Here is a 19,336-nt window from a genome sequence, read left to right on the forward strand (position 1 = left end):
CCAGCGTAAGCCAGCCGCCGCATTCTGGGACAGTATCGTGCCGTTGATGACCTTGTTAGGCATCCGGCTCGTTGCCCCTAAAAAACGCCCAGCCAAGGCACAACACCGTTTCAAGGCTGCTGTCGCCAAAATTCCATTCACAACCGATTTCGCTGGCAGTAAGGCGACTGTCTACTGGCAAAAGCGTAACGAAATGCGTCTACTGGCCGGTGCTAAAATGCTGGCCGATGCCCCATTGAATGCCGATGGCAGCTTAGGTTTTTCCGCACGCTTTGCAAACCAACTACGGACAGAACACGCCGATGCCTTTGATCCGCAAACTTTCGTCACTACAAAAGACTTGGTGCTCAAAAGTGTCAACGAAGTCGGCTTGTTCTTGTATTTTGGCGGTACCAATTCGTGGCTCGTGCTTAAAGACCCAGATGGCAAAACACTCCACGACTGGACGGTCACACAATGAGGTGAAAAATCCTAACTGACTGTATTCTTCAGTATTACTTTAATGCGCTTTTTTCTTGCGCGTCTAAAGCTGACAAATTAATGTTTGTTAACTAAAGAATGTTCCATGTGAAAACATTTGGAGGTTTTGATAATTTTGTCAAACCTCTATTTTTATCGAAACAATAAATTCAACGCTCAGGATTTACGCCCAACCATTATTAAAGTATACTAAAGTTTGGCACAATGCTATGACTTAAAAAAGAAAGGATTTTTAAATGTGTTAGATATTTTTAAAGCGATTATCCTGGGGATTATTGAAGGGATTACCGAATTTCTACCGATCAGTTCTACCGGTCATTTGTACTTAGCCGATGAATTTGTAAAATTACAAGAACCGACAGCGTTCATCAATATGTTTATGGTGGTCATTCAATTGGGGGCTATTTTAGCCGTTGTTGTTTTGTATTTCCATAAGCTTAATCCTTTCTCACCTAAAAAGGATACTTTAGAAAAGCGCCAAACTTGGGCTTTATGGGGTAAAGTTGTCATTGCGATGATTCCCAGCTTAATTGTAGGACCTTTACTTAATGATTTCATGGATGCGCATTTAACCACTTGGCAAGTAATCGCCACAACTTTGATTGTTTATGGGATTTTATTCATTCTTATTGAGAATTATAATAAAAAACGCCAACCTAAAGAAAAAGATTTAAATCATCTTTCTTTGAAATTGGCTTTTGCTATTGGGGCGTTTCAAGTGCTATCGTTAGTACCTGGGACCTCTCGTTCTGGGGCCACTATTTTAGGGGGGATGGTTTTAGGCGCTTCCCGCTTCGTAGCCACTGAATTTTCATTCTTCCTGGCCATTCCGACAATGGTTGGTGCAAGTTTCTTAAAGATTCTGAAGTATTTCACCCATGGCAATTCATTCACCGGCAGTCAAATTGTGGTTTTATTAGTCGGTGTTGTTGTTTCCTTTATCGTCGCCTATATCTCCATCAAGTTCTTATTAAACTATATTAAAAATAATGACTTTAAAGCATTTGGTTGGTATCGGATTGTCTTAGGGGTTATTGTCATTGCCTATTTTGGTTTTAGAGCCATTGCTTAACATTTATTAGGGAGGTTTTAAATTGCTATATAAAGAAGCAGCCGTTGAGAATTTTACAAACATTCCAAAGTTCGTTCGAGGTGGCGCTAATCGAATTGAATTAAACGATAATTTAGCTGTAGGCGGCACCACTGTCAGCCACGGCGTTTTAGCTCAAGCCGCCCAATATACTCAAGAACATCAAATTAGCTTAGTTGCCATGATTCGCCCCAGAGGCGGCAATTTTATTTATAATGATGTGGAACTTAAAATGATGGAATCTGATTTATTTACGGCTCAATCTTTTGGAGTGGATGGTGTAACTTTCGGGGCTTTACGTCAAGATGGCACCTTAGATACAGAAGCTATGGATATGTTAATTGGCGCAGCCGGCGGAATGGATTTGATCATGCATATGGCCTTTGACCAGATTCCAGAAGCCGATCAGCTAGCTGCTATTGATTGGTTGGAGGAACATCAATTCAGCCGTATTCTAACCCATGGCAGTCCTGACTTGAGCCAACCGATTTTAGACAACACGGCACATTTAAAAACGTTAATCGACTATACTAAAACAAAAGATATTACCATCTTACCTGGTGGGGGTATCACAGCCGATAACGCTGAAACCATCGCTGCAGCCCTTGGGGTCAATGCTGTTCACGGTACTAAAATCATTAAACTATAATCTAAAAAACAAAAACGTCTGAAACCAAGTTTTTACTTGCTTTCAGACGTTTTTTAATGGTTTAAGCTTTCGTCAAAGTTGTTAATAATTGACCCATATCTTGAGGCAACGGCGCACTGCAAGCTACAATTTCACCCGTAAACGGATGGACAAAGCGTAACTGTGCACAATGTAATGCCTGTCGCGTCATCAACTGATCCTTAGGGCCATACAGCTGATCCCCAAACAACGGATGGCCCAGCCAATCTAAATGTACCCGAATCTGATGGGTACGCCCGGTCAATAATAATAGCCGGACAAAAGCCCCTTTTGGAAATTGCTGTAGGCACCAATATTGTGTTTGTGAGGCCTTGCCATCTGCTCGAACGACACGCTGCATACTATCCGCAGCAACCCGGGCAATCGGTTGATCAATTAACCCCGCTTGTGCCGTAAATTGACCTTTTGCGATCGCCACATACGTTTTGGCTAATGCTTTTGAATGGAGTTGTTTGGCCATCAAAGCATGGGCAAAACTATGCTTGGCAAACAGCATCAAACCGCTAGTATCTTGATCTAAACGGGTAATGACATGTACCGCCCGGCTTTCATGATTGATCGCCATCAAGTGCCCCTTAACCCGGTTGGCCACCGAATCATGGCGGTATCGAGTTGATGGAATGGACGGCAAGCCCGCAGGTTTATTGACAATTAAAAAATGCTTATCTTCAAAGACAATCGGCATTGCTTTAAAAACCGGCTGGATATGCTCAGCATCCCGTTCCGGCGCTAACGCCACTGTAATTTGATCCCCGGGATGAATCGGATAATTCGAATTTCTTACATGATGATTTACATAAGTTGCCCCACCATGAAACTTAGCCTTAGTTAATAACGTTTTAGAAACACCTTGCTGATGCAAAAACGTTTCTAAAGACTGACTGGGAAAGTCTTTTGGCACATACCATGAGAACTGCATTAACGATCCCCATCCTCATCATCTTGACTGCCGATAAAGGCCCCTTCCACCCGATGCCAAAAATTCATATGGCGATAACTGGCAAAACGAATACGTTCGTCAGCGATCCGATAATCAATTTGTTTTACTTGACGATCATTCAATGCAATATGATCAATCGTTAAAACATAATCTTCAGCAACACTGGGCCGGAAAGTAATGTATTCATCAGAGGACACAATAATCGGTGAAGATAACGTTCGATAAACCCGATTGTTAATAGAAGCCATCTCTGTAATCTGTAAAGCTTCTAAAGAAGGCTGCAACACCGCGCCACCTAAAGATTTACTATACGCCGTAGAGCCCGTTGGTGTGGACACACAAAGACCATCCCCACGGAAGCTTTCAAATAACTTGCCTTTAATGTAAACATTAGAACGCAAAGTGCTGCCAAGACGTTTGATCGTCGACTCGTTTAAACATAAGAAATGCTCCACTGGCCGTTTATCATTACAGGTCACCTTAACATCCAATAAAGGATAGGCCACGCTTTGTCCAGAATCCACCTTCAGCGCCCGGATTAAATCGTTGAGTTCATAATCCCGCCAATCTGTATAAAACCCCAGATGCCCCGTATGTACCCCTACAAAACGAATCCGGTCTAGTTGGTCTGCATAATGATGGAAGGCCGACAGTAATGTCCCATCACCGCCAACGGTAATCACAATATCCGGATGTTCAACGTCAAATGAAAAGCCACTTTGTTTTAAATTCTTATATAAATAGTTGACTGCTTTTAAAGTATTTGGTTTTTTATTATTATGAATCGCTATCTTCAAATTCGTTGCTGTCACTGTTGTCTTCACCTTTATCTTGGAATTTGAGATTAAGCCCTTTGCCATATGAAAACAAATTCTGAGCCTCTTGAATTTCTTCACGAATCCCAGACATTTCTTGATCTAGACTAAAAGCCGCTTCTGCTGCTTTTTGTAACCGTGCCTTAATTTCATCAGGGAATTCACCTTGATACTTGTAATTTAAAGAGTGTTCAATGGTTGCCCAAAAATTCATGCTCAACGTTCTAACTTGAATTTCAGCCAATATTTTCTTTTCACCATTGCTCATTTGAACAGGATAAGCAATGATTACATGATAAGAACGGTACCCACTTTTCTTCTCATTGGCAATGTAGTCACGCTCTTCCACAATTTCCATATCCTTACGTTGCCGTAACATTTCGACAACTTGATAAATATCTTCTACAAACTGGCACATAATGCGAATACCGGCAATATCTTGCATATCATTTTCCAATAATTCTGGATCAATATAGCGCCGGCGCATTTTTTCTTGAATACTGGCAACGGGCTTCACCCGGCCAGTGACAAACTCAATTGGGGTATGGGCACTTCGTTCACGAAACTCTTTACGAATGCCTCTAAGTTTGATTTTTAATTCTGAAACAGCCTGTTCATAAGGTAACAAAAAAGTATCCCAATCTCTGTGCATGACTTAAACCTCTAATCCGCAGAATACATAATAATCCATTTTTAATTTTAACATATTTATGAATTTTAAGTTTTCAGAAACCAAATTTCAAAAGATTTATGTTATAGTACTAACGGTGATAATAATGACAAATAATTTAGAAATAGAATTCAAAAATCTACTTACTAATACAGAGTTTCAAAATATATTACAACAGTACCCCTTTGAACCACCGTTTATTCAAACGAATATTTATTTTGACACCCCAACCCAGACACTAAAGCAACGTCACATGGGCCTAAGAATGCGCTTATTTGCCACAAGTGCCGAGCAGACTTTAAAAATACCTGCCCAGCAGGCCGATCATCAATTAATTGAAATTACCGACCGATTGACTTTACAGCAAGCACAGCAGCTAAGTCAAGCCTCAAAAATTTTGATGCCGAGTACCGTTAGTCAAAAATTGACAGCACTCAATATCAACGCCGTACCACTGATAATTATTGGCCACGCTAAAACCACCCGTCAGCTGGCACAGGTCCCGGCTGGCCTATTGACCTTAGATCAAACAGACTATCCTGATGGCGCGCAAGACTATGAAATTGAATTAGAGTTACAATCCGATCATCATTTACAAGAAAGCACCCAATTTTTTCAAGAATTGCTGCAACAATTTCAAATTCCAAACCGCCATGTCGTCAATAAAGTCGTTCGTTCAACCCAACATTTTGTATTGTAACAAAAACGTAATATAAAAAATTACATTTCTGAGTCATTTTATTTGAACTTACGACAAATTTTGATAAAGTAATAGTGAAAAGAAATATTCCCCGTTAAAATTGATGTTACCAATAAGAAAGAATTGGAGGAGACAAAATATGTTGGAAGTATTCTTATTTGTTAATCCAATTGGTTACCGTTGTCTAAGCATCGAAAGTACCTTGCGTAAGGTCGTTGCTGAATTAAACACTGATGTTACATTTACTTTAGTGCCATATGTGTCCGTCCCAGTGGTGAACACATACATGACATTTAACCATTTAGATAAATTGAATTTAACCCTACGCAATCGTTTGACGCAAGACGCCTATGCTGCCGCCTTAGATTTTAAAGCCGTTAGCTTTCAAGGCCGTAAAAAAAGTCGTCATTTCCTAATGAACCTACAACATCTCATTAATGTAGACCGTTGCCCTTATGATAATGAAACCGTGAAACAAGCCTTAGAAGCTGCTAATGCGGACTTGGATTGGTTCTTAGAAGAACGAAACAATCCCGATTTAAAAGAACTCTGTGCTGCAGATGAAGCGTTAATCAACGAGTATCACATCACGGACACCCCAACAATGGTTGCTTTTAACCATGCCAGTGATGTCAACCAAGATGGCATTGTCATTGAAAACTGCATGTCATACGTTTCATTACGCCAAGTTTTGGAAAGGCTAATTAACGACGAATGCTTTAATACTAACCAGCCTTGTGCTGCAAATACACCGCATTTAAATACTTTATAAATTATTACCATCCCTGCAGCCTTATTGCATCAACCTTAAACCGTTGATCACTAAACTGCAGTATTTTTTCGTCCAAAAAACGGGCTAATAACGCCTTTAATAGTCGATCCACCCAGTATTTTTTGTGTAGTACCGTCGTTTGCCCCGGCAGTAACAACTGCTCAAATTCACGATAGATTGCTGTGTAGGTCCAATGACTTTGACGTTCCAAAATCAGCAATAATTGCACGTTTACAATACAGCCAGCCCCTGGATAAAGTGGTGGCAGTCCTTGCGCTTCAAAACATGATGCTGGCAGTTGCTGTAGTTGATGATGGGCCTTATAACATTGTGCCTGCAGTGCTTGAAATCGCTTGTCCCGTCGCTGTAATTTTTGATTAATGCACTGCCGTTTCATTTGAACGGTCCGTGTATCTAAAGTCGGCACCCTTTTAACCGGTAAGCCAGCACCTTTAATCAAGCAGCTTAAGCCTTGGGTCAACGTCAAATACTGACGCTGATAAATTACTTTTGTAGTGAGCTCCAATTGCCGAATATGATGAATCAAACAAAAATTAGCCCGCTTGGGATCAAAAAATACTAAGTAAAAGCCCAAATCCTTGCGATAATTTAAGAATTGCCGCTGGGCCTGGGTTAAGCGGCCGTTAAAATGATACCGCGGTCCTAAAAGCCAATAAACCATAATCCCCTGCCGCTGATAAGATTGCGTCCGCCGATAAATTGAAGCGGTACTGATTTGGGCGCACTGCCACTCCAAAGCAATTTTTTGCCCCTTATATAAAACGGCCACATCTGCTCGTCGCGCTTTATTTTGCGATGTAACTTCTAATTTAGCGGCTATTTCTAATTGGGTTAACCCTTGCATCAATACTTGTTTGCCGAATTGATGCAATTGACTCTCTAAGTTTGCAAGGGGCTGTTTTTGTTGATGACTGAAAAACGGCCGCCCCGTTGTGCTGAATCGAATAACAAGTGCTTGGCCACAATCCGGACAGTTAAACGTGTCTTCAGTTTGTGTCATGAGTTGCTGTGCTTGTTGTGGCGTTGTTAAGTAGATCAGTTGTCTATTTTGATCATAGGCATAGTTCAATCTCGACACCCTTGAGTACAGTACGCAAAACAGTTGGCTTTTTTTGAAAATAGCACAAAAAAACTTGAAAGCTCAGCCTTCAAGTTTTTTTATAAATCAATTTTGTTATCCAAAATAATGTTTAATTTGTTCTAAAGCTGTTTCAATCATCAATGTTTTGCCATATTCTGATAAAACTTCCGGTGTTACCCGTGTTCGACTGCCATATTCAAAAGCAATCGCCAAAGCATCCGCAAAAGAAATATCTTCCAAGTCATCTGTATAGACAACTAATTCTAAATAATACTTCTGCTTATATTGATAAAGATTGCTAACAGTATGATCTCCCAGCTGCAAAGCATCTGCTGCTGAAATAACATCTTCAAAATCATTAAATTCAAGTACAACTTCTTCACGATCAGGTCCTGAATCTGCTGTAAACCCTTTTAAAGCGGTATGCTTTTTAGGTTTCACATTATCAAAATCTGTATCATGTACACCCTCATCATCGGATTGTCGTAATTGTTTTTTGATGAAATCAGAAACATCTTCCTGAACATCATCAAAATCACTTTCATCTAAGTTAAATGTGTCTGAATCATCACTATTACGATCTGGTGAACCTTTACTGATTAATAATTCTAAACCTTTTTTATTAGGCATCACTTGAAACGTGACTGCATCATTAGAAGCAAATGAGTGATCCTTGTCAACTTCTTCTAAAATGCTGTAAAAGAAGCTTTCGATTTGCTTATGATTTCCTAATAAATCTAACACCGTAATGCCGCGTTCTTCTAAATCTTGATTGCCGAGGATCACACGGATAGTATTCTCATTTATACGTTCCATTTCCATTTTAAACCGCACCTCGCTTCTAAAATACAGAAAACTTCAGGAAAATCCTTGTAATTGTAATCTTACACCATTCACATAAAAAAAGCGAATGACAATATTGTACATTATTTATTTGTGCTCGTGCTAATTTCGCAGTAAACAAGGATTCTACTTTAGGGCCTTAGATTAGCACGCTTTACCTTTGATTGCAATACATAATCTGGGCAAATAGGCTAAGATAAACAAACGCTTATCTTAGCCTATTTGGATAGCAATGGATATTGGCATAATGGTATCGGTAATTTTTTTATTTCATATAAAATAGCAATCTCACCCCACCGAGGCATCTTATTAAATACCCGCTAAAAGTTGGGCGTACTGCAACTCCAAAGTACGAACTTCACGGGGTAAGAAACGTCTGATTTCATCCTCGCTATACCCCACTTGCAGCCGTCGATCATCCGTAATAATAGGTCTGCCTAATAAACTAGGCCGTTCTTGAAGTAAATCGCAAAGTTCATTGATTGAGAGATCATCTAAGTCGATGTTTAGATCTTTATATGCCTGACAACGTTTGGAAACAATATCTTCCGTACCATTTTCAGTTAGTCTTAGAATCTTTTTAATCTCAGCTTGATTCAACGGGTCCGAAATAATGTTGCGTTCAGTGAATGGGATATTATGTTCTTTTAACCAAGCGCGTGCTTTACGACAAGAAGTGCAGCTTGGTGAAACGTACAATGTAACAGTCATTTTAAATCTCCCCCTTCGCGAACAAATAGAGCGTATTCGTTCATTGCTATTACACTTTGTATTATAAGCAAAATTTTCGTCTGTGCGTACCAGTTTTTGAAAGATTTCTTAGTCAAAATTAATACGAGAAAAAGCTTGCTTTTTCAAAATCATTCGTTCCATCTCTTAAAATAACGATAAAATTGTGAATTTGCCTCACTAATTCAAATTACCCTTGACTAATTTACAAGTTATTCTACAACTTTATATCCAATTTATCAACAATTTATATTTTATATCGCATCAAAAATCAGTCATAAAAGTCGTATATTTGTGAATATACCCATTTATTAAAATATTTATTTATTTAAATTGATATTTATATTTAGTTTAACCTTAACATTCATCAATAATTGATTATTGTTCGATAACTTCCGTCTGAATAATTGTTCTACGTTGTTCCTTGAGCGCATTTATTCGAAATAATCTATAAAAATCGAATAATAACACGGTTAATCCTTAATTTTATTCGTATATTAGTTTTTAAACCACTTAATTTTGCCGTTATTTGTAAATTTAAGGTATAAAAAAAAGACAAAACAACTTATTTCGAAGCTCATACTTCAAAATATTATTATTTTGCCCTATAATAGCCACCAAATACTGAGTCTAATTTTACCTATACCAGTTTGATCGATCGCCCTTCTTGCGCGTAAGTGACAGGGATGCCATTTGTTTGCGCAGCAGCTTCTGCTTGCAAAGCATCCAAATCGCCATTTTGTGGCAAATGGGTCAGCAATAAACGCTGAACCTGCGCTGCTTGCGCCAAGTTCCCAGATTGTGTTGATGTCATATGCCACATTTGACCGGTTTTATCTGCAAAGAAATTCGTATCCGTCATTAATAAATCGCTCTCTCGAGCAAAATCAATTAGGCCGTCAAAATATGCTGTATCCGAAGTAAACGTAATGACACGTTGGGTACTTAATTCCTTAATCCGCATCGCATAAGCGGGTACGGGATGAATTGTCGGTAGGAAGGTGATTTCAAATGGGCCTAAATTTAATGGCTGCGAAGGATCATAAACTTGGCCTTGCGTTACATTTGGCATCGTCAATGCTGCAAAACTTAGTGTTTCGCGGGTATGTCCATAAATTGGGAGTATTTCTTCTTTATGCGTCCCCGCTGCCAGCTGCCAGTAATATTGCAAAACACCCACATCCGCGGTATGGTCGTGGTGATAGTGGGACAAGATAACGGCATCCAGCTGTAGCGGATCTAAATATTTTTGTAGCGCCAATAAGACGCCGCTGCCGCAATCCAGTAATAAATTAAATCCTGTTTCACTTTGTAAAAGATAGCCGCTAGTGCCGTGGCCTTGGTAAGGGTAGCCGCCATAATAACCTAGTACTGTTAATTTCATAAACTTGTCCTTTCAAAAATTACAAATTTAATGGAGGTTTTACTATGAGAAATGTTTATTTAACAACCGGCAGTTTTTCTGTTTTAAATCATATTGTTCAGCAGCATCCCGAACGCCAGTTATATTTACTAAGTCCTTGGGAAACTAAAGAACCCGACTGTCAGCTCTTAGAAATGACTAACGAAGCTTCTGTTTTTACGGCCCCCATCAGTTACCGTGTGCGTTATACAAGCCTCGATGTAACCCCGTTAAAACTAAATAACTTTATCTTTTTTACCTTTAATGATGATGAAGACCATCATCTATGGCAACAACTGCTGCAATTCACCCAAGCTACTGAAGCGCCAAATCATCACAGTGTTTTGGCAATTAAAGATAGTCTTCGCTGGCAATATTTACTTTACACCAGTTGGATGAATCCCCATGATTGGGAGGCTTGGCAGGCAAGTCCCGCCTTTCAAACAATCAATCAGCTTAAAGCCCGCAGTGTTGCGGATTGGCGTTATTCAGAATCTTGTTTTGCTTTGACGCAAGTTTAATTTTGATCGTAATCATCGTCGTCATCTTCATCGTCATCAGACAGGCCCTGGTGCATCTGTTTGGCATATTGGTCCATCCGTTGTGCAAAATCTTGTTTTAAATTTAAATAAAAAACGAAGATGCTCATTTGTCGATAAGGTATTAGCCATAAAAAAGTCACTGGATAAAAAATGTACAAAATAATAAATGACAGCTGTAGTTTTAATAAGTCAAACCAGTGTCCCCGCATCAAAAAGAGCGTTGATACTAAAATATGGGCACTAGGGTTTTGGGCATTTTCAAAAACTAAATAAGCCGCTAATTGGAAAAAGCCGTGGACAAATAGCAAGATCAAAAAATAAAGTAAGATCAAAGTTAACAGCAAGACCCAAGTTCCTGTGGATAAGTTCATAATAATCTTAGCTAACTTATTCACGAGTTCCGTACTGTAACTGCCAAAAACTAAATTTAAGAGCGTCGTCCACGAAGCCCGGCCGATAAAAGGAATAAACACTAATAATGAGGCTAAGGTCACAAAAATTGTTTTAATAAAATTCAAAACAACAAATCGCTTGTAATAAAGCGGTGAAAAGGCGACAAATAGCATCGAGAATCTAAAAGGCTGCTTGCCAAAAACACTCAGCGGATAGTAGAACTGCCCATATTGAAAAGCAAATAGCACAAAATAATTCAACAGCATTAAAATTAAGAAATAAATGAATGATGTATTGCTCAGCGCTCCGCCAACCATCATACTCACAATTTGTGTTAATAGATAACTTGTAATCAGCAACCAAATTGGCTGCACCCATCGTCCGCTCAGTGCTGCTCGAGCGGCTTTTTTGATGTCTCTAATCGAAATCGCCATAAAAACCCCTTTTTCTAAATATGAATTGTCCGTATATAAAACGCCGTTGTTAATAAGTAAAGCATGGCGTAAATCAGCGTGAATACCCCCGTGATTAAATAGAGCAGATGTAAACTCGGCCGATTGACAAAGATACCTAAAACACCAGCCACCATTAACGATTGGCAAAAACCTAAGACTAACGGTAACAAATAAATAAAACCCTGTGTATAAATAATATCACGCTTTAAGCGTTTTGGCCCGACACCAATTTTTAATAACGTCTGATAGTCTTTTTCTAGCTCTTGCGCCACTGTCAGCCGCTTTAGCATCAATAACTCACCAATTGCAATCACAAATACTAAACTCACAAAAACACCGGTAAACATCATCAGGCCAATTGCCGTACGCATATCCCGCTGTTGATCTTGCCGCAAATAAACTTGATTGTGGAAAAAAATACTCGGATTTTTTTTACTGGTGCCTTTGCCATATTTCATTAAATAGCTATCCGTCATGTGATAATACTGCACTTGATCCAAAGCCGCAATTTGATCCGCAGCTTTACTGGATAAATTTTTAGGCAATATAAACCCATAATAAGTTTCTCGGATACCTTCTGATAGTTTAGCATAGTCGCTCGGATTCACAACAACCGCCATATCAAAAGATAATGCTTGGCCTAATGGAAAATGATTTGATAATTTGACAATATTAAAATTCAAATCCGCATATTCTCCAATTTTAACCCGGGGCCGCTTGCCAGTTTCTTGATACTGCCGATCATGAATAATACTTGTCACTGGTAAAATTAAAGCCGCATCATGATTTTTTAATTTCAATGTCTTAACGTGATGGTGCTTCGCAAAATAATTATAAGTTGTCGTGGTCAAAACAAGCCCTGGATTGGCGACACTGACGTAATCATCCCCCAGCACCGTCTGCAAGTGATAGCTGATCGGAATGACTGTCCCATGCATTGGCGCCAATTCATAATAAGACACCCGCTCTTTGGCCAGCTGGTCGACGACGGCCGCGCGTTTTTTAGACGTTGTTAACACACTATATGGGGTATACCCATCTACACTGGCCATGCCGTAACGGGATAATAACGTCCCAATCCCAATCATCGAAAAAGCGACGCCCATCAATAGACTCATGACGGCGAGTGAACGGTAATTTTGAATGAACCAAGATCGCAGTTCCGCCAAAGTAAACATGTGGGTATCTTTAAAATAAAAACGCTTATTCTGACCAATTAATTTAAAAATCAACGGCCAAACAATCCGGAAAAGGCCGTACATCCCAACCGTCCAAATACCTACAATTATCAAAAAAACCAATAGAAAACTAAAGCTTTCTGGTAAGTGCAATAACCAAGATAATTCATAAGTCAGCCGGAAGACATGTTGGGTCATGACAACTGCAGCTACCATTAAACCGATCACCAAAACGCCTAAAAGATAAGCGCGGTTTTGGGGCACCGGACTATAACGGTTGCTGTCCTTTTTTTTCAATAATTTAATCAAGCTGTGCCGTTTAATCGTAATTAAGTTATTAAGGAAAATAATAATTTGTAAAATTGGAATTAAGGCCAATGTTAATAATAGTGGCTTGGTCGCATAAAAAAAACCAATATTTAATTTAAAAACACTAATTTTTAACAGTATCATGGCTAATAATTTATAAAATAAAAGCCCTAATAAAATACCGATACCAAATGCGATAAGTTCACTAATCAAAATCTCGAGTGAAATGGATAGGACAATTTTAGAAATCTTGCCCCCCATGAGCTGCAATAAACCGATATCTTGATACCGCTGTTTCAATAACAGCCGATTCCAATAAATAGAAAAAACAATGAGTAAGACAGCTACGACAATACTAAAGAAAGTTAGCATTTGGTCTGCCGGTAAAACATCTTGATATAGCCGTATTAATTTATGATCGGCCGCCATCAGTGAAAAATCGAAGTAAACAAGCACAGCCAGCGCGGTGATCACAATATGAATACTATGTAACAAGTAATTTTGTTTAATATTTTTAATCGCCAGATCGTAAAGCATTTGTTTTGCCTCCACCGCCAATGGTTGCCTGCATATCAATGATCCGATCAAAAAATTCTTGTCGGTCGCCTTGTCGGATAATTTCAGAGAAAATCTGTCCGTCTTTAATGAACAAAATTCGCTTGCAAAAACTTGCGGTAAACGCATCGTGGGTGACCATAATAATCGTCATCTTTTCCTGGCCGTTAATCGTCTGTAAATATTGTAAAAACTCCGTGGCTGACTGGGAATCTAAACTGCCAGTGGGTTCGTCTGCAAAAAGTAATTGCGGTTTAACGATCAACGTCCGAGCCGAAGCCACCCGCTGCCGCTGCCCCACTGAAAGTTCACTGGGATAATAATCCAACAACTCGCTTAAGCCCAGCACCGAAGCCACGTGGGTCAAAGCCCCTTGCAGCTGATCTACCGGCAAGCGATTAACCGCCAAAGGTAAAACAATATTCTCCCGTACTTTTAAAGCGTCTAATAAATTAAAGTCTTGGAAAATAAAGCCAAGCTGACGCCGCCGAAATTCAGCTAACGCATGGCCCTTTAAATGGGTGATGTCCCGGCCATCCATCATAACCCGGCCACTTGTTGGGGTATCAATGGTGGATAATAAATTCAACAATGTACTTTTTCCAGCACCTGAAGGCCCCATAATTCCTAAAAACTCACCTTGCTCAACGCTTAAAGATACGTTGGTTAAAGCCTTTTTTAAACTTAAATGATGCCCATAAATTTTCGTAAGTTGTTGCGCTTCTAAAATATGCAAACTATTTCCCCCCTGCTGCAATACTTTTATCATATCAAACCTGAATCCATCCCACAGGGCACCTTAGTCTTATTTTCTGAAATACTTGTCAAAAACATAACTTATCGGTAATCTTATGCTAGAGGTGAAAATTATGTTTAAAATTATGATCGTGGAAGATGATACGACCATTAGTCAACTCATCGCCGATAACTTGACGAAATGGCAGTTTCAAGCCATTCAAATCGATGACTTTAATGAAGTTTTGAATACTTTTGTGGCACAAAAACCTAATTTGGTCTTAATGGATATTAATCTACCCGTTTATGACGGTTTTTATTGGAATCAAAAGATCCGTGAAGTTTCTAAAGTACCGATTATTTTTATTTCATCCCGCAATACAAATATGGATATGGTGATGGCGATGAATATGGGCGGGGATGATTTCATCAGTAAGCCTTTTTCAATGGAAGTTTTAATCGCTAAAATTAATGCCCTCTTGCGGCGCACTTATAATTATACAGAACAGACACAAGATGTGATCAAACATAAAGGTGTCATCTTAGATCTCCAAAGTGGCACTGCTGAAATTAATGATGAAACTGTTGATTTATCTAAAAACGAATACCGTCTATTACAATATCTCATGCGGCGTCATGGCCAAATTATTAGCCGTGAAGAGCTTTTAAGAGACATGTGGGAAGATGAACGCTTTGTGGATGATAATACACTGACCGTCAATATTAACCGTCTCCGCAAAAAAATTGAAGCCGCTGGTGTCCAAAATTATATCCAGACCAAAGTCGGCCAAGGCTATTTAATTCCCTGAGGCAATCTATGAAAATTAAAGCTTATTTATTGGATCACTTACCCCATACTATTTTTTGGATTTTAGGCTTACTGCTTTTAGATGTGGGTCTATGGCTATTGCCGGACTATCCGGTACCATTAGCCTATTTATTTTATTTAGACAGTATTTTAACGGTTCTATACATCATTTTTTTGATTGTTGTTTATTTTTACCGTTCCCGTTGGTATCAGGGCTTGACTATGCATCATGAACTAAAAGCTGAAGCTTTAGACGTCCCCATGGATTGTGCTCAAAATCATACACAAGCTTTTATTCAGACCCATATCAATGAATTGCTAGACTATCACCATGATCAAGTGAATACACTCGTTCAACATCAGCAAGATCAACAGGCTTTCATTGAAAGTTGGGTTCATGATATTAAAGTTCCCCTTGCCGCTACTAAACTGCTGCTGGAAACAACCGCCACGACCTTAGAAAAGCCAACCCAGCAGCAATTACTTGAAGAATGGGCCAAAATTAACCATTATGTGGATCAAATTTTATATTTCTCCCGCTTAGAGAATTTTTCAAATGATTACTTACTCCGGGAATATCAGCTTCGTAAATTAACCGTTCAAGTTGTCCAAGAAAATATGACTTACTTTTTTCAAAAACATATCCATTTTAATATTAGTGACACTGAGCTAACCGTCCTCACTGATGAAAAATGGTTGCAATATAGCATCAATCAACTTATTTCTAATGCACTCAAGTATACCCCTGAAAATGGCGAAATATCAATTATTTTGCGTCAGGACAATAGCGGTCGTTACTTAGATATTCAAGATAATGGCGTGGGTATTCCAGCAGCCGATTTACCACGAATTTTTGACAAAGGGTTCACCGGTACCAATGGTCGGCTGGCCAATCAGCATGCCACTGGTTTAGGGTTGTATTTGGCCAAGCAGCTATGTGAAAAGTTAGGCCATCATCTCAGCGTGCAATCTGAAGTCGGAGTTGGTACCACAATGACAATCCAATTTCCTTATCTTAATTACTATAATGAAGACTACAGTCATGAGCCTTTAAAGCCAACCTCACAAGCCCGTTTTGAAGCACCAAAATCTTAAATTTAACTACAAAAATAGACTTAACCACCTTCTGAAGTACTGACTTCATCAATGGTCAAGCCTATTTTTTTAGCTTTATTTGATTAATTTATCCCACAAAACAACTTTGTCTTGCGCTAATGTTTTAGGCACATCAATAATCCGCTGATTGGCGCTGCCTCTAAACTGCAACGTCAAATCTTTTTGCGCCGCCAAAAATCGACCGTCTACTAAAATATCTAAATAATTAAGCAAAGCCAACTTATCTGAACTTTCCTGCTGTAATTCTTCAAAAGTATAGCCTGTCCAGCTCCAAATATCCTTATCATGGCCAAACTCTGCCCGTACACGCTGACACAACTGCAGCGTTACTTCGGTATTTAAAAAGGGTTCTCCACCTAATAAGGTTAAGCCTTGGACATAAGACTGACTCAAATCTTCAATAATTTTGTCTTCAAGCTCTTGGGTGTAAACCTGACCATAATGAAAGTTTTGCGCAGCTTTATTGTAGCAGCCAGGGCAGTTAAAACGGCAGCCGCTGACATATAAACTACAACGGACGCCTTCCCCATCTACAAAATTAAATGGTTTATAGCTGGCAATATATTGTTCGCTTAATTCTGAAGACAGCCATTCTTTTGGTTGAGGATCATTAGGGCGTTGGTACGTTTTATCCATGTGTTTACATCATCCATTCTATTGTCGAGCGACTGTATTTTGATCATTTCCAAGGCTCATGTGTTTCACCCGACTAGCAATTTCAACATGACGGCCGTGAACCATTGGACGTTGGTTCGGATTGCCTAAATAGCCACAAGTCCGCTTAACAACATCACAAGTTGCTGGATCATGATTGCCGCATTCAGGGCATTCAAAGCCCTTTTCAGTTGGTTTGAATTCACCTTTATAACCACACTTGAAACATTGGTCAATTGGCGTATTTGTGCCTAAATAACCAATTTTATCATAGGCATAATCCCAGACAGCTTCTAAAGCTTTTGGATTTTGTTTTAAGTTTGGATATTCGCAATAGTGAATGAAACCACCGGCACTATATTTAGGATAATCTTTTTCAAAATCAATCTTTTCAAATGGCGTTGGCGCTTTACGAACATCATAGTGGAAACTATTTGTATAGTATTCCTTATCCGTAATATCTTTAATTTCGCCAAATTTCTTCTCGTCTGCACGACAGAATGTATCCGTTAAGCTTTCAGATGGTGTGGCATAAACACTAAAGTGATAGCCGTATTCTTCGCCCCAGTCTTGACAAGCATTGTACAAGGCTTTTACAACATCAACTGTAAAGGCTTTAGCGGTTGCATTGTGTTCCCATTCTGGACCGAAGAAGGCAGTGCCCACTTCATACAAGCCGATATAGCCTAGAGAAACGGTTGCCCGCTTATTCTTGAATAGTTCATCAACGCTTTCACCGCGTTCTAACCGTTTGCCAAAAGCACCATATTGATACAAAATTGGTGCATTTTCAGGTAAAGCTTGTTTAGCGCGGTTCAATTTAAAGACTAAAGCTTCCTTACAAATATCTAAGCGTGCTTGTAAAATATCCCAGAACTTGTCTTGATTACCTTGGGCTTCCAAAGCGATTCTTGGCAAGTTAACCGTTACAACACCTAAATTCATCCGCCCAGAATTAACTTCTTGGCCATGTTCGTCTTTCCAGCCTTGTAAGAAACTGCGGCAACCCATTGGTGCTTTGAAAGAACCGGTTAATTCAACCAGTTTGTCATACATCAAAACGTCAGGATACATCCGTTTTGTGGCACAATCAACGGCTAATTGTTTCACATCATAGTTAGGATCTTCAGGATTTAAATTTAAGCCCCGTTTGATACTGAAAACTAATTTAGGGAAAATTGCTGTCCGATGTTCCTTACCTAAGCCTTGGATCCGGATTTTCAAAATGGATTTTTGAATTTCTTTTTCCATCCAGTTCGTCCCTAAACCAAAACCTAAAGTTGTAAATGGCGTTTGGCCTTGAGAAGAATATAACGTGTTAATTTCATATTCCAAAGCTTGCATTGCATCGTAGATGTCTTTTTTAGTTTTTGATTTGGCGAAAGCGGCTTGTTTTTCTGGATCGTCAATCCATTCTTTGGCATCTTTTAAATGCTTATCGTAGTTTTTTTGTGCAAAAGGTGCTAATAATTCATCAACCCGATCTGCAGAACAGCCCCCATATTGACTAGATGCGACGTTTGCGATAATTTGTGACATCTGTGCTGTGGCTGTTTGAATAGAATGTGGGGGTTCAACTTCCGCATTCCCAATTTTAAAGCCATGGTTTAACATTTCTTTAAAATCAATTAAACAGCAGTTGGTCATTGGACTGTAAGGTTGGTAATCCAAATCGTGCCAGTGAATATCACCTTTCAAATGGGCATTTGCTACTTTTGGTGGTAACATCTTTAAGCCAATAGCCTTAGCCACGGTTCCGGCTGTTAAATCACGTTGCGTGTTAAAGACTTCACTATCCTTATTGGCATTTTCATTAACGACAGTGGCATCTTTATGTAACAATTTTTGAATCGTGAAATTAATGTCGGTTGCTTGATTACGTTCAAAATCTTTTTGCGTCCGATAATTAATATAATCTTTTGCCCAATCATATTGATGGTTTTCTAATAATTTGTGTTCAACAATATTTTGGATTTCATAAATTTTTACGTTTTTTTCAAAGCGTTCTTTGATTTCGCCGGTAATCATACCTGTGAGCTCTTCAATTTCATGGTAGTCGATCGGACTTAATTCGCCCGTTGTTGCGACTGCTGATTTTCTAATGGCGTTAGTTATCTTTTCCGGATCAAAACTTACAATTCGGCCGTCACGTTTGATTACTTGAATGGCTTTCAAAGCATCCGTTTGGTCTGTGCGTGTTTCTAACATTTGCTCAGCTCCTCCTAAAATGTCTGTTTCAATCATACGAGATTAATAGTCAGATTGCAACCATATATTGTGTCAAAGCTATTGTTTCCTTTAAAGAAACCACTATATATTGTGGCTTCAAATAACCGGTTTATCACGCAAAAAACGCCAGG

The 19,336-nt window shown here is 39.1% G+C and carries 20 protein-coding genes; 8 read left to right on the plus strand and 12 right to left on the minus strand.

The genetic code is table 11. From position 1 onward, the window contains the following. The first annotated feature begins 37 nt into the window (after nucleotides 1–37). From EKM93_RS00845 to EKM93_RS00855, 3 genes are all read left to right on the plus strand, one after another. Nucleotides 38–460 carry a hypothetical protein gene (locus EKM93_RS00845; protein WP_164506942.1) on the plus strand — a complete coding sequence of 141 codons (423 nt, stop codon included), beginning with the start codon at nucleotides 38–40 and terminating at the stop codon, nucleotides 458–460. A gap of 258 nt (nucleotides 461–718) precedes the next feature. Then, complete coding sequence (locus EKM93_RS00850) at nucleotides 719–1,552, plus strand: undecaprenyl-diphosphate phosphatase (RefSeq protein ID WP_125712093.1); 834 nt, start codon at nucleotides 719–721, stop codon at nucleotides 1,550–1,552. 22 nt (nucleotides 1,553–1,574) lie between these two features. Beyond that, nucleotides 1,575–2,219, plus strand: a complete 645-nt coding sequence (locus tag EKM93_RS00855; RefSeq protein ID WP_125712095.1) for a copper homeostasis protein CutC — start codon at nucleotides 1,575–1,577, stop codon at nucleotides 2,217–2,219. 61 nt (nucleotides 2,220–2,280) lie between these two features. Here EKM93_RS00855 and EKM93_RS00860 read toward each other — a convergent pair whose 3' ends face one another. Genes EKM93_RS00860 through EKM93_RS00870 form a run of 3 tightly spaced genes read right to left on the minus strand, consistent with a single transcriptional unit; the run spans nucleotide 2,281 to nucleotide 4,665 of the window. Further along, nucleotides 2,281–3,177 carry an RluA family pseudouridine synthase gene (locus EKM93_RS00860; protein ID WP_125712097.1) on the minus strand — a complete coding sequence of 299 codons (897 nt, stop codon included), beginning with the start codon at nucleotides 3,175–3,177 and terminating at the stop codon, nucleotides 2,281–2,283. After that, nucleotides 3,177–3,995 carry an NAD kinase gene (locus EKM93_RS00865; RefSeq protein ID WP_225423599.1) on the minus strand — a complete coding sequence of 273 codons (819 nt, stop codon included), beginning with the start codon at nucleotides 3,993–3,995 and terminating at the stop codon, nucleotides 3,177–3,179. The genes EKM93_RS00860 and EKM93_RS00865 overlap by 1 nt, the downstream gene beginning before the upstream one ends. Next, nucleotides 3,976–4,665 carry a GTP pyrophosphokinase gene (locus EKM93_RS00870; RefSeq protein WP_125712101.1) on the minus strand — a complete coding sequence of 230 codons (690 nt, stop codon included), beginning with the start codon at nucleotides 4,663–4,665 and terminating at the stop codon, nucleotides 3,976–3,978. Before EKM93_RS00870 ends, EKM93_RS00865 begins: the two co-directional genes overlap by 20 nt. A 124-nt stretch (nucleotides 4,666–4,789) precedes the next feature. Between EKM93_RS00870 and EKM93_RS00875 the strand changes: the two genes are divergently transcribed. After that, complete coding sequence (locus EKM93_RS00875) at nucleotides 4,790–5,383, plus strand: CYTH domain-containing protein (RefSeq protein WP_164506943.1); 594 nt, start codon at nucleotides 4,790–4,792, stop codon at nucleotides 5,381–5,383. Between the two features lie 139 nt (nucleotides 5,384–5,522). Continuing rightward, nucleotides 5,523–6,155, plus strand: coding sequence for a DsbA family protein (locus EKM93_RS00880; RefSeq protein ID WP_164506944.1), 633 nt, complete (start codon nucleotides 5,523–5,525; stop codon nucleotides 6,153–6,155). Nucleotides 6,156–6,159: 4 nt separating this feature from the next. Here the strand turns inward: EKM93_RS00880 and EKM93_RS00885 are convergent, their stop codons facing one another. The 4 genes from EKM93_RS00885 to EKM93_RS00900 all read right to left on the minus strand — a co-directional run bounded on the left by EKM93_RS00885 (nucleotide 6,160) and on the right by EKM93_RS00900 (nucleotide 10,213). Further along, a complete protein-coding gene (locus tag EKM93_RS00885) occupies nucleotides 6,160–7,245 on the minus strand; it encodes a competence protein CoiA (protein ID WP_164506945.1) in 1,086 nt (361 codons plus the stop codon). Between the two features lie 105 nt (nucleotides 7,246–7,350). Further along, nucleotides 7,351–8,079 carry an adaptor protein MecA gene (locus EKM93_RS00890; protein ID WP_125712108.1) on the minus strand — a complete coding sequence of 243 codons (729 nt, stop codon included), beginning with the start codon at nucleotides 8,077–8,079 and terminating at the stop codon, nucleotides 7,351–7,353. Nucleotides 8,080–8,409: 330 nt separating this feature from the next. Then, on the minus strand, nucleotides 8,410–8,811 hold the full coding sequence (spx, locus tag EKM93_RS00895; protein WP_125712109.1) for a transcriptional regulator Spx: 402 nt from the start codon (nucleotides 8,809–8,811) through the stop codon (nucleotides 8,410–8,412). Between the two features lie 658 nt (nucleotides 8,812–9,469). Beyond that, complete coding sequence (locus tag EKM93_RS00900) at nucleotides 9,470–10,213, minus strand: MBL fold metallo-hydrolase (RefSeq protein ID WP_125712111.1); 744 nt, start codon at nucleotides 10,211–10,213, stop codon at nucleotides 9,470–9,472. A gap of 44 nt (nucleotides 10,214–10,257) precedes the next feature. On the opposite strand from EKM93_RS00900, the gene EKM93_RS00905 reads away from it, so the two are divergent. After that, nucleotides 10,258–10,752, plus strand: coding sequence for a hypothetical protein (locus EKM93_RS00905; protein ID WP_125712113.1), 495 nt, complete (start codon nucleotides 10,258–10,260; stop codon nucleotides 10,750–10,752). Here EKM93_RS00905 and EKM93_RS00910 read toward each other — a convergent pair. The 3 genes from EKM93_RS00910 to EKM93_RS00920 are packed head-to-tail and all read right to left on the minus strand — an operon-like array spanning nucleotide 10,749 to nucleotide 14,399. Further along, nucleotides 10,749–11,600 carry a DUF975 family protein gene (locus EKM93_RS00910; RefSeq protein ID WP_125712115.1) on the minus strand — a complete coding sequence of 284 codons (852 nt, stop codon included), beginning with the start codon at nucleotides 11,598–11,600 and terminating at the stop codon, nucleotides 10,749–10,751. The genes EKM93_RS00905 and EKM93_RS00910 overlap by 4 nt on opposite strands. Nucleotides 11,601–11,614: 14 nt before the next feature. After that, nucleotides 11,615–13,645 (minus strand): FtsX-like permease family protein, encoded by a 2,031-nt coding sequence (locus EKM93_RS00915; protein ID WP_125712117.1) that lies wholly within the window; start codon nucleotides 13,643–13,645, stop codon nucleotides 11,615–11,617. Further along, entirely contained in the window at nucleotides 13,623–14,399 is a 777-nt protein-coding gene (locus EKM93_RS00920) for an ABC transporter ATP-binding protein (protein WP_318530787.1), read from the minus strand. The genes EKM93_RS00915 and EKM93_RS00920 overlap by 23 nt, the downstream gene beginning before the upstream one ends. A gap of 133 nt (nucleotides 14,400–14,532) precedes the next feature. Here EKM93_RS00920 and EKM93_RS00925 point away from each other — a divergent pair, with 133 nt between their 5' ends. Together EKM93_RS00925 and EKM93_RS00930 are read left to right on the plus strand one after the other, a co-directional pair. Next, the gene (locus EKM93_RS00925; protein WP_125712121.1) at nucleotides 14,533–15,207 is read left to right on the plus strand and encodes a response regulator transcription factor; all 675 of its coding nucleotides are present in this window, start codon (nucleotides 14,533–14,535) and stop codon (nucleotides 15,205–15,207) included. An 8-nt stretch (nucleotides 15,208–15,215) separates the two neighbouring features. Then, nucleotides 15,216–16,301: a HAMP domain-containing histidine kinase gene (locus tag EKM93_RS00930; protein ID WP_125712123.1), complete on the plus strand. Its 1,086-nt coding sequence runs from the start codon at nucleotides 15,216–15,218 to the stop codon at nucleotides 16,299–16,301. A 75-nt stretch (nucleotides 16,302–16,376) separates the two neighbouring features. Here the strand turns inward: EKM93_RS00930 and nrdG are convergent, their stop codons facing one another. Beyond that, nucleotides 16,377–16,958, minus strand: coding sequence for an anaerobic ribonucleoside-triphosphate reductase activating protein (nrdG, locus tag EKM93_RS00935; RefSeq protein ID WP_125712125.1), 582 nt, complete (start codon nucleotides 16,956–16,958; stop codon nucleotides 16,377–16,379). Between the two features lie 18 nt (nucleotides 16,959–16,976). Then, nucleotides 16,977–19,184 carry an anaerobic ribonucleoside-triphosphate reductase gene (nrdD, locus tag EKM93_RS00940; RefSeq protein WP_125712127.1) on the minus strand — a complete coding sequence of 736 codons (2,208 nt, stop codon included), beginning with the start codon at nucleotides 19,182–19,184 and terminating at the stop codon, nucleotides 16,977–16,979. Between the last annotated feature and the right edge of the window lie 152 nt (nucleotides 19,185–19,336).

The organism is Agrilactobacillus yilanensis (assembly GCF_003946725.1).
In the GTDB taxonomy this organism is placed as follows: Bacteria; Bacillota; Bacilli; order Lactobacillales; family Lactobacillaceae; genus Agrilactobacillus; species Agrilactobacillus yilanensis.

What these genes read in the sequence shown, in the direction of transcription:
- EKM93_RS00860 (WP_125712097.1), bottom strand. Translation starts at nt 3,177, where the DNA reads ATGCAGTTCTCATGGTATGTGCCAAAAGACTTTCCCAGTCAGTCTTTA.
- EKM93_RS00870 (WP_125712101.1), bottom strand. Translation starts at nt 4,665, where the DNA reads ATGCACAGAGATTGGGATACTTTTTTGTTACCTTATGAACAGGCTGTT.
- EKM93_RS00875 (WP_164506943.1), top strand. Translation starts at nt 4,790, where the DNA reads ATGACAAATAATTTAGAAATAGAATTCAAAAATCTACTTACTAATACA.
- EKM93_RS00880 (WP_164506944.1), top strand. Translation starts at nt 5,523, where the DNA reads ATGTTGGAAGTATTCTTATTTGTTAATCCAATTGGTTACCGTTGTCTA.
- EKM93_RS00890 (WP_125712108.1), bottom strand. Translation starts at nt 8,079, where the DNA reads ATGGAAATGGAACGTATAAATGAGAATACTATCCGTGTGATCCTCGGC.
- spx (WP_125712109.1), bottom strand. Translation starts at nt 8,811, where the DNA reads ATGACTGTTACATTGTACGTTTCACCAAGCTGCACTTCTTGTCGTAAA.
- EKM93_RS00900 (WP_125712111.1), bottom strand. Translation starts at nt 10,213, where the DNA reads ATGAAATTAACAGTACTAGGTTATTATGGCGGCTACCCTTACCAAGGC.
- EKM93_RS00905 (WP_125712113.1), top strand. Translation starts at nt 10,258, where the DNA reads ATGAGAAATGTTTATTTAACAACCGGCAGTTTTTCTGTTTTAAATCAT.
- EKM93_RS00910 (WP_125712115.1), bottom strand. Translation starts at nt 11,600, where the DNA reads ATGGCGATTTCGATTAGAGACATCAAAAAAGCCGCTCGAGCAGCACTG.
- EKM93_RS00915 (WP_125712117.1), bottom strand. Translation starts at nt 13,645, where the DNA reads ATGCTTTACGATCTGGCGATTAAAAATATTAAACAAAATTACTTGTTA.
- EKM93_RS00925 (WP_125712121.1), top strand. Translation starts at nt 14,533, where the DNA reads ATGTTTAAAATTATGATCGTGGAAGATGATACGACCATTAGTCAACTC.
- EKM93_RS00930 (WP_125712123.1), top strand. Translation starts at nt 15,216, where the DNA reads ATGAAAATTAAAGCTTATTTATTGGATCACTTACCCCATACTATTTTT.
- nrdG (WP_125712125.1), bottom strand. Translation starts at nt 16,958, where the DNA reads ATGGATAAAACGTACCAACGCCCTAATGATCCTCAACCAAAAGAATGG.
- nrdD (WP_125712127.1), bottom strand. Translation starts at nt 19,184, where the DNA reads ATGTTAGAAACACGCACAGACCAAACGGATGCTTTGAAAGCCATTCAA.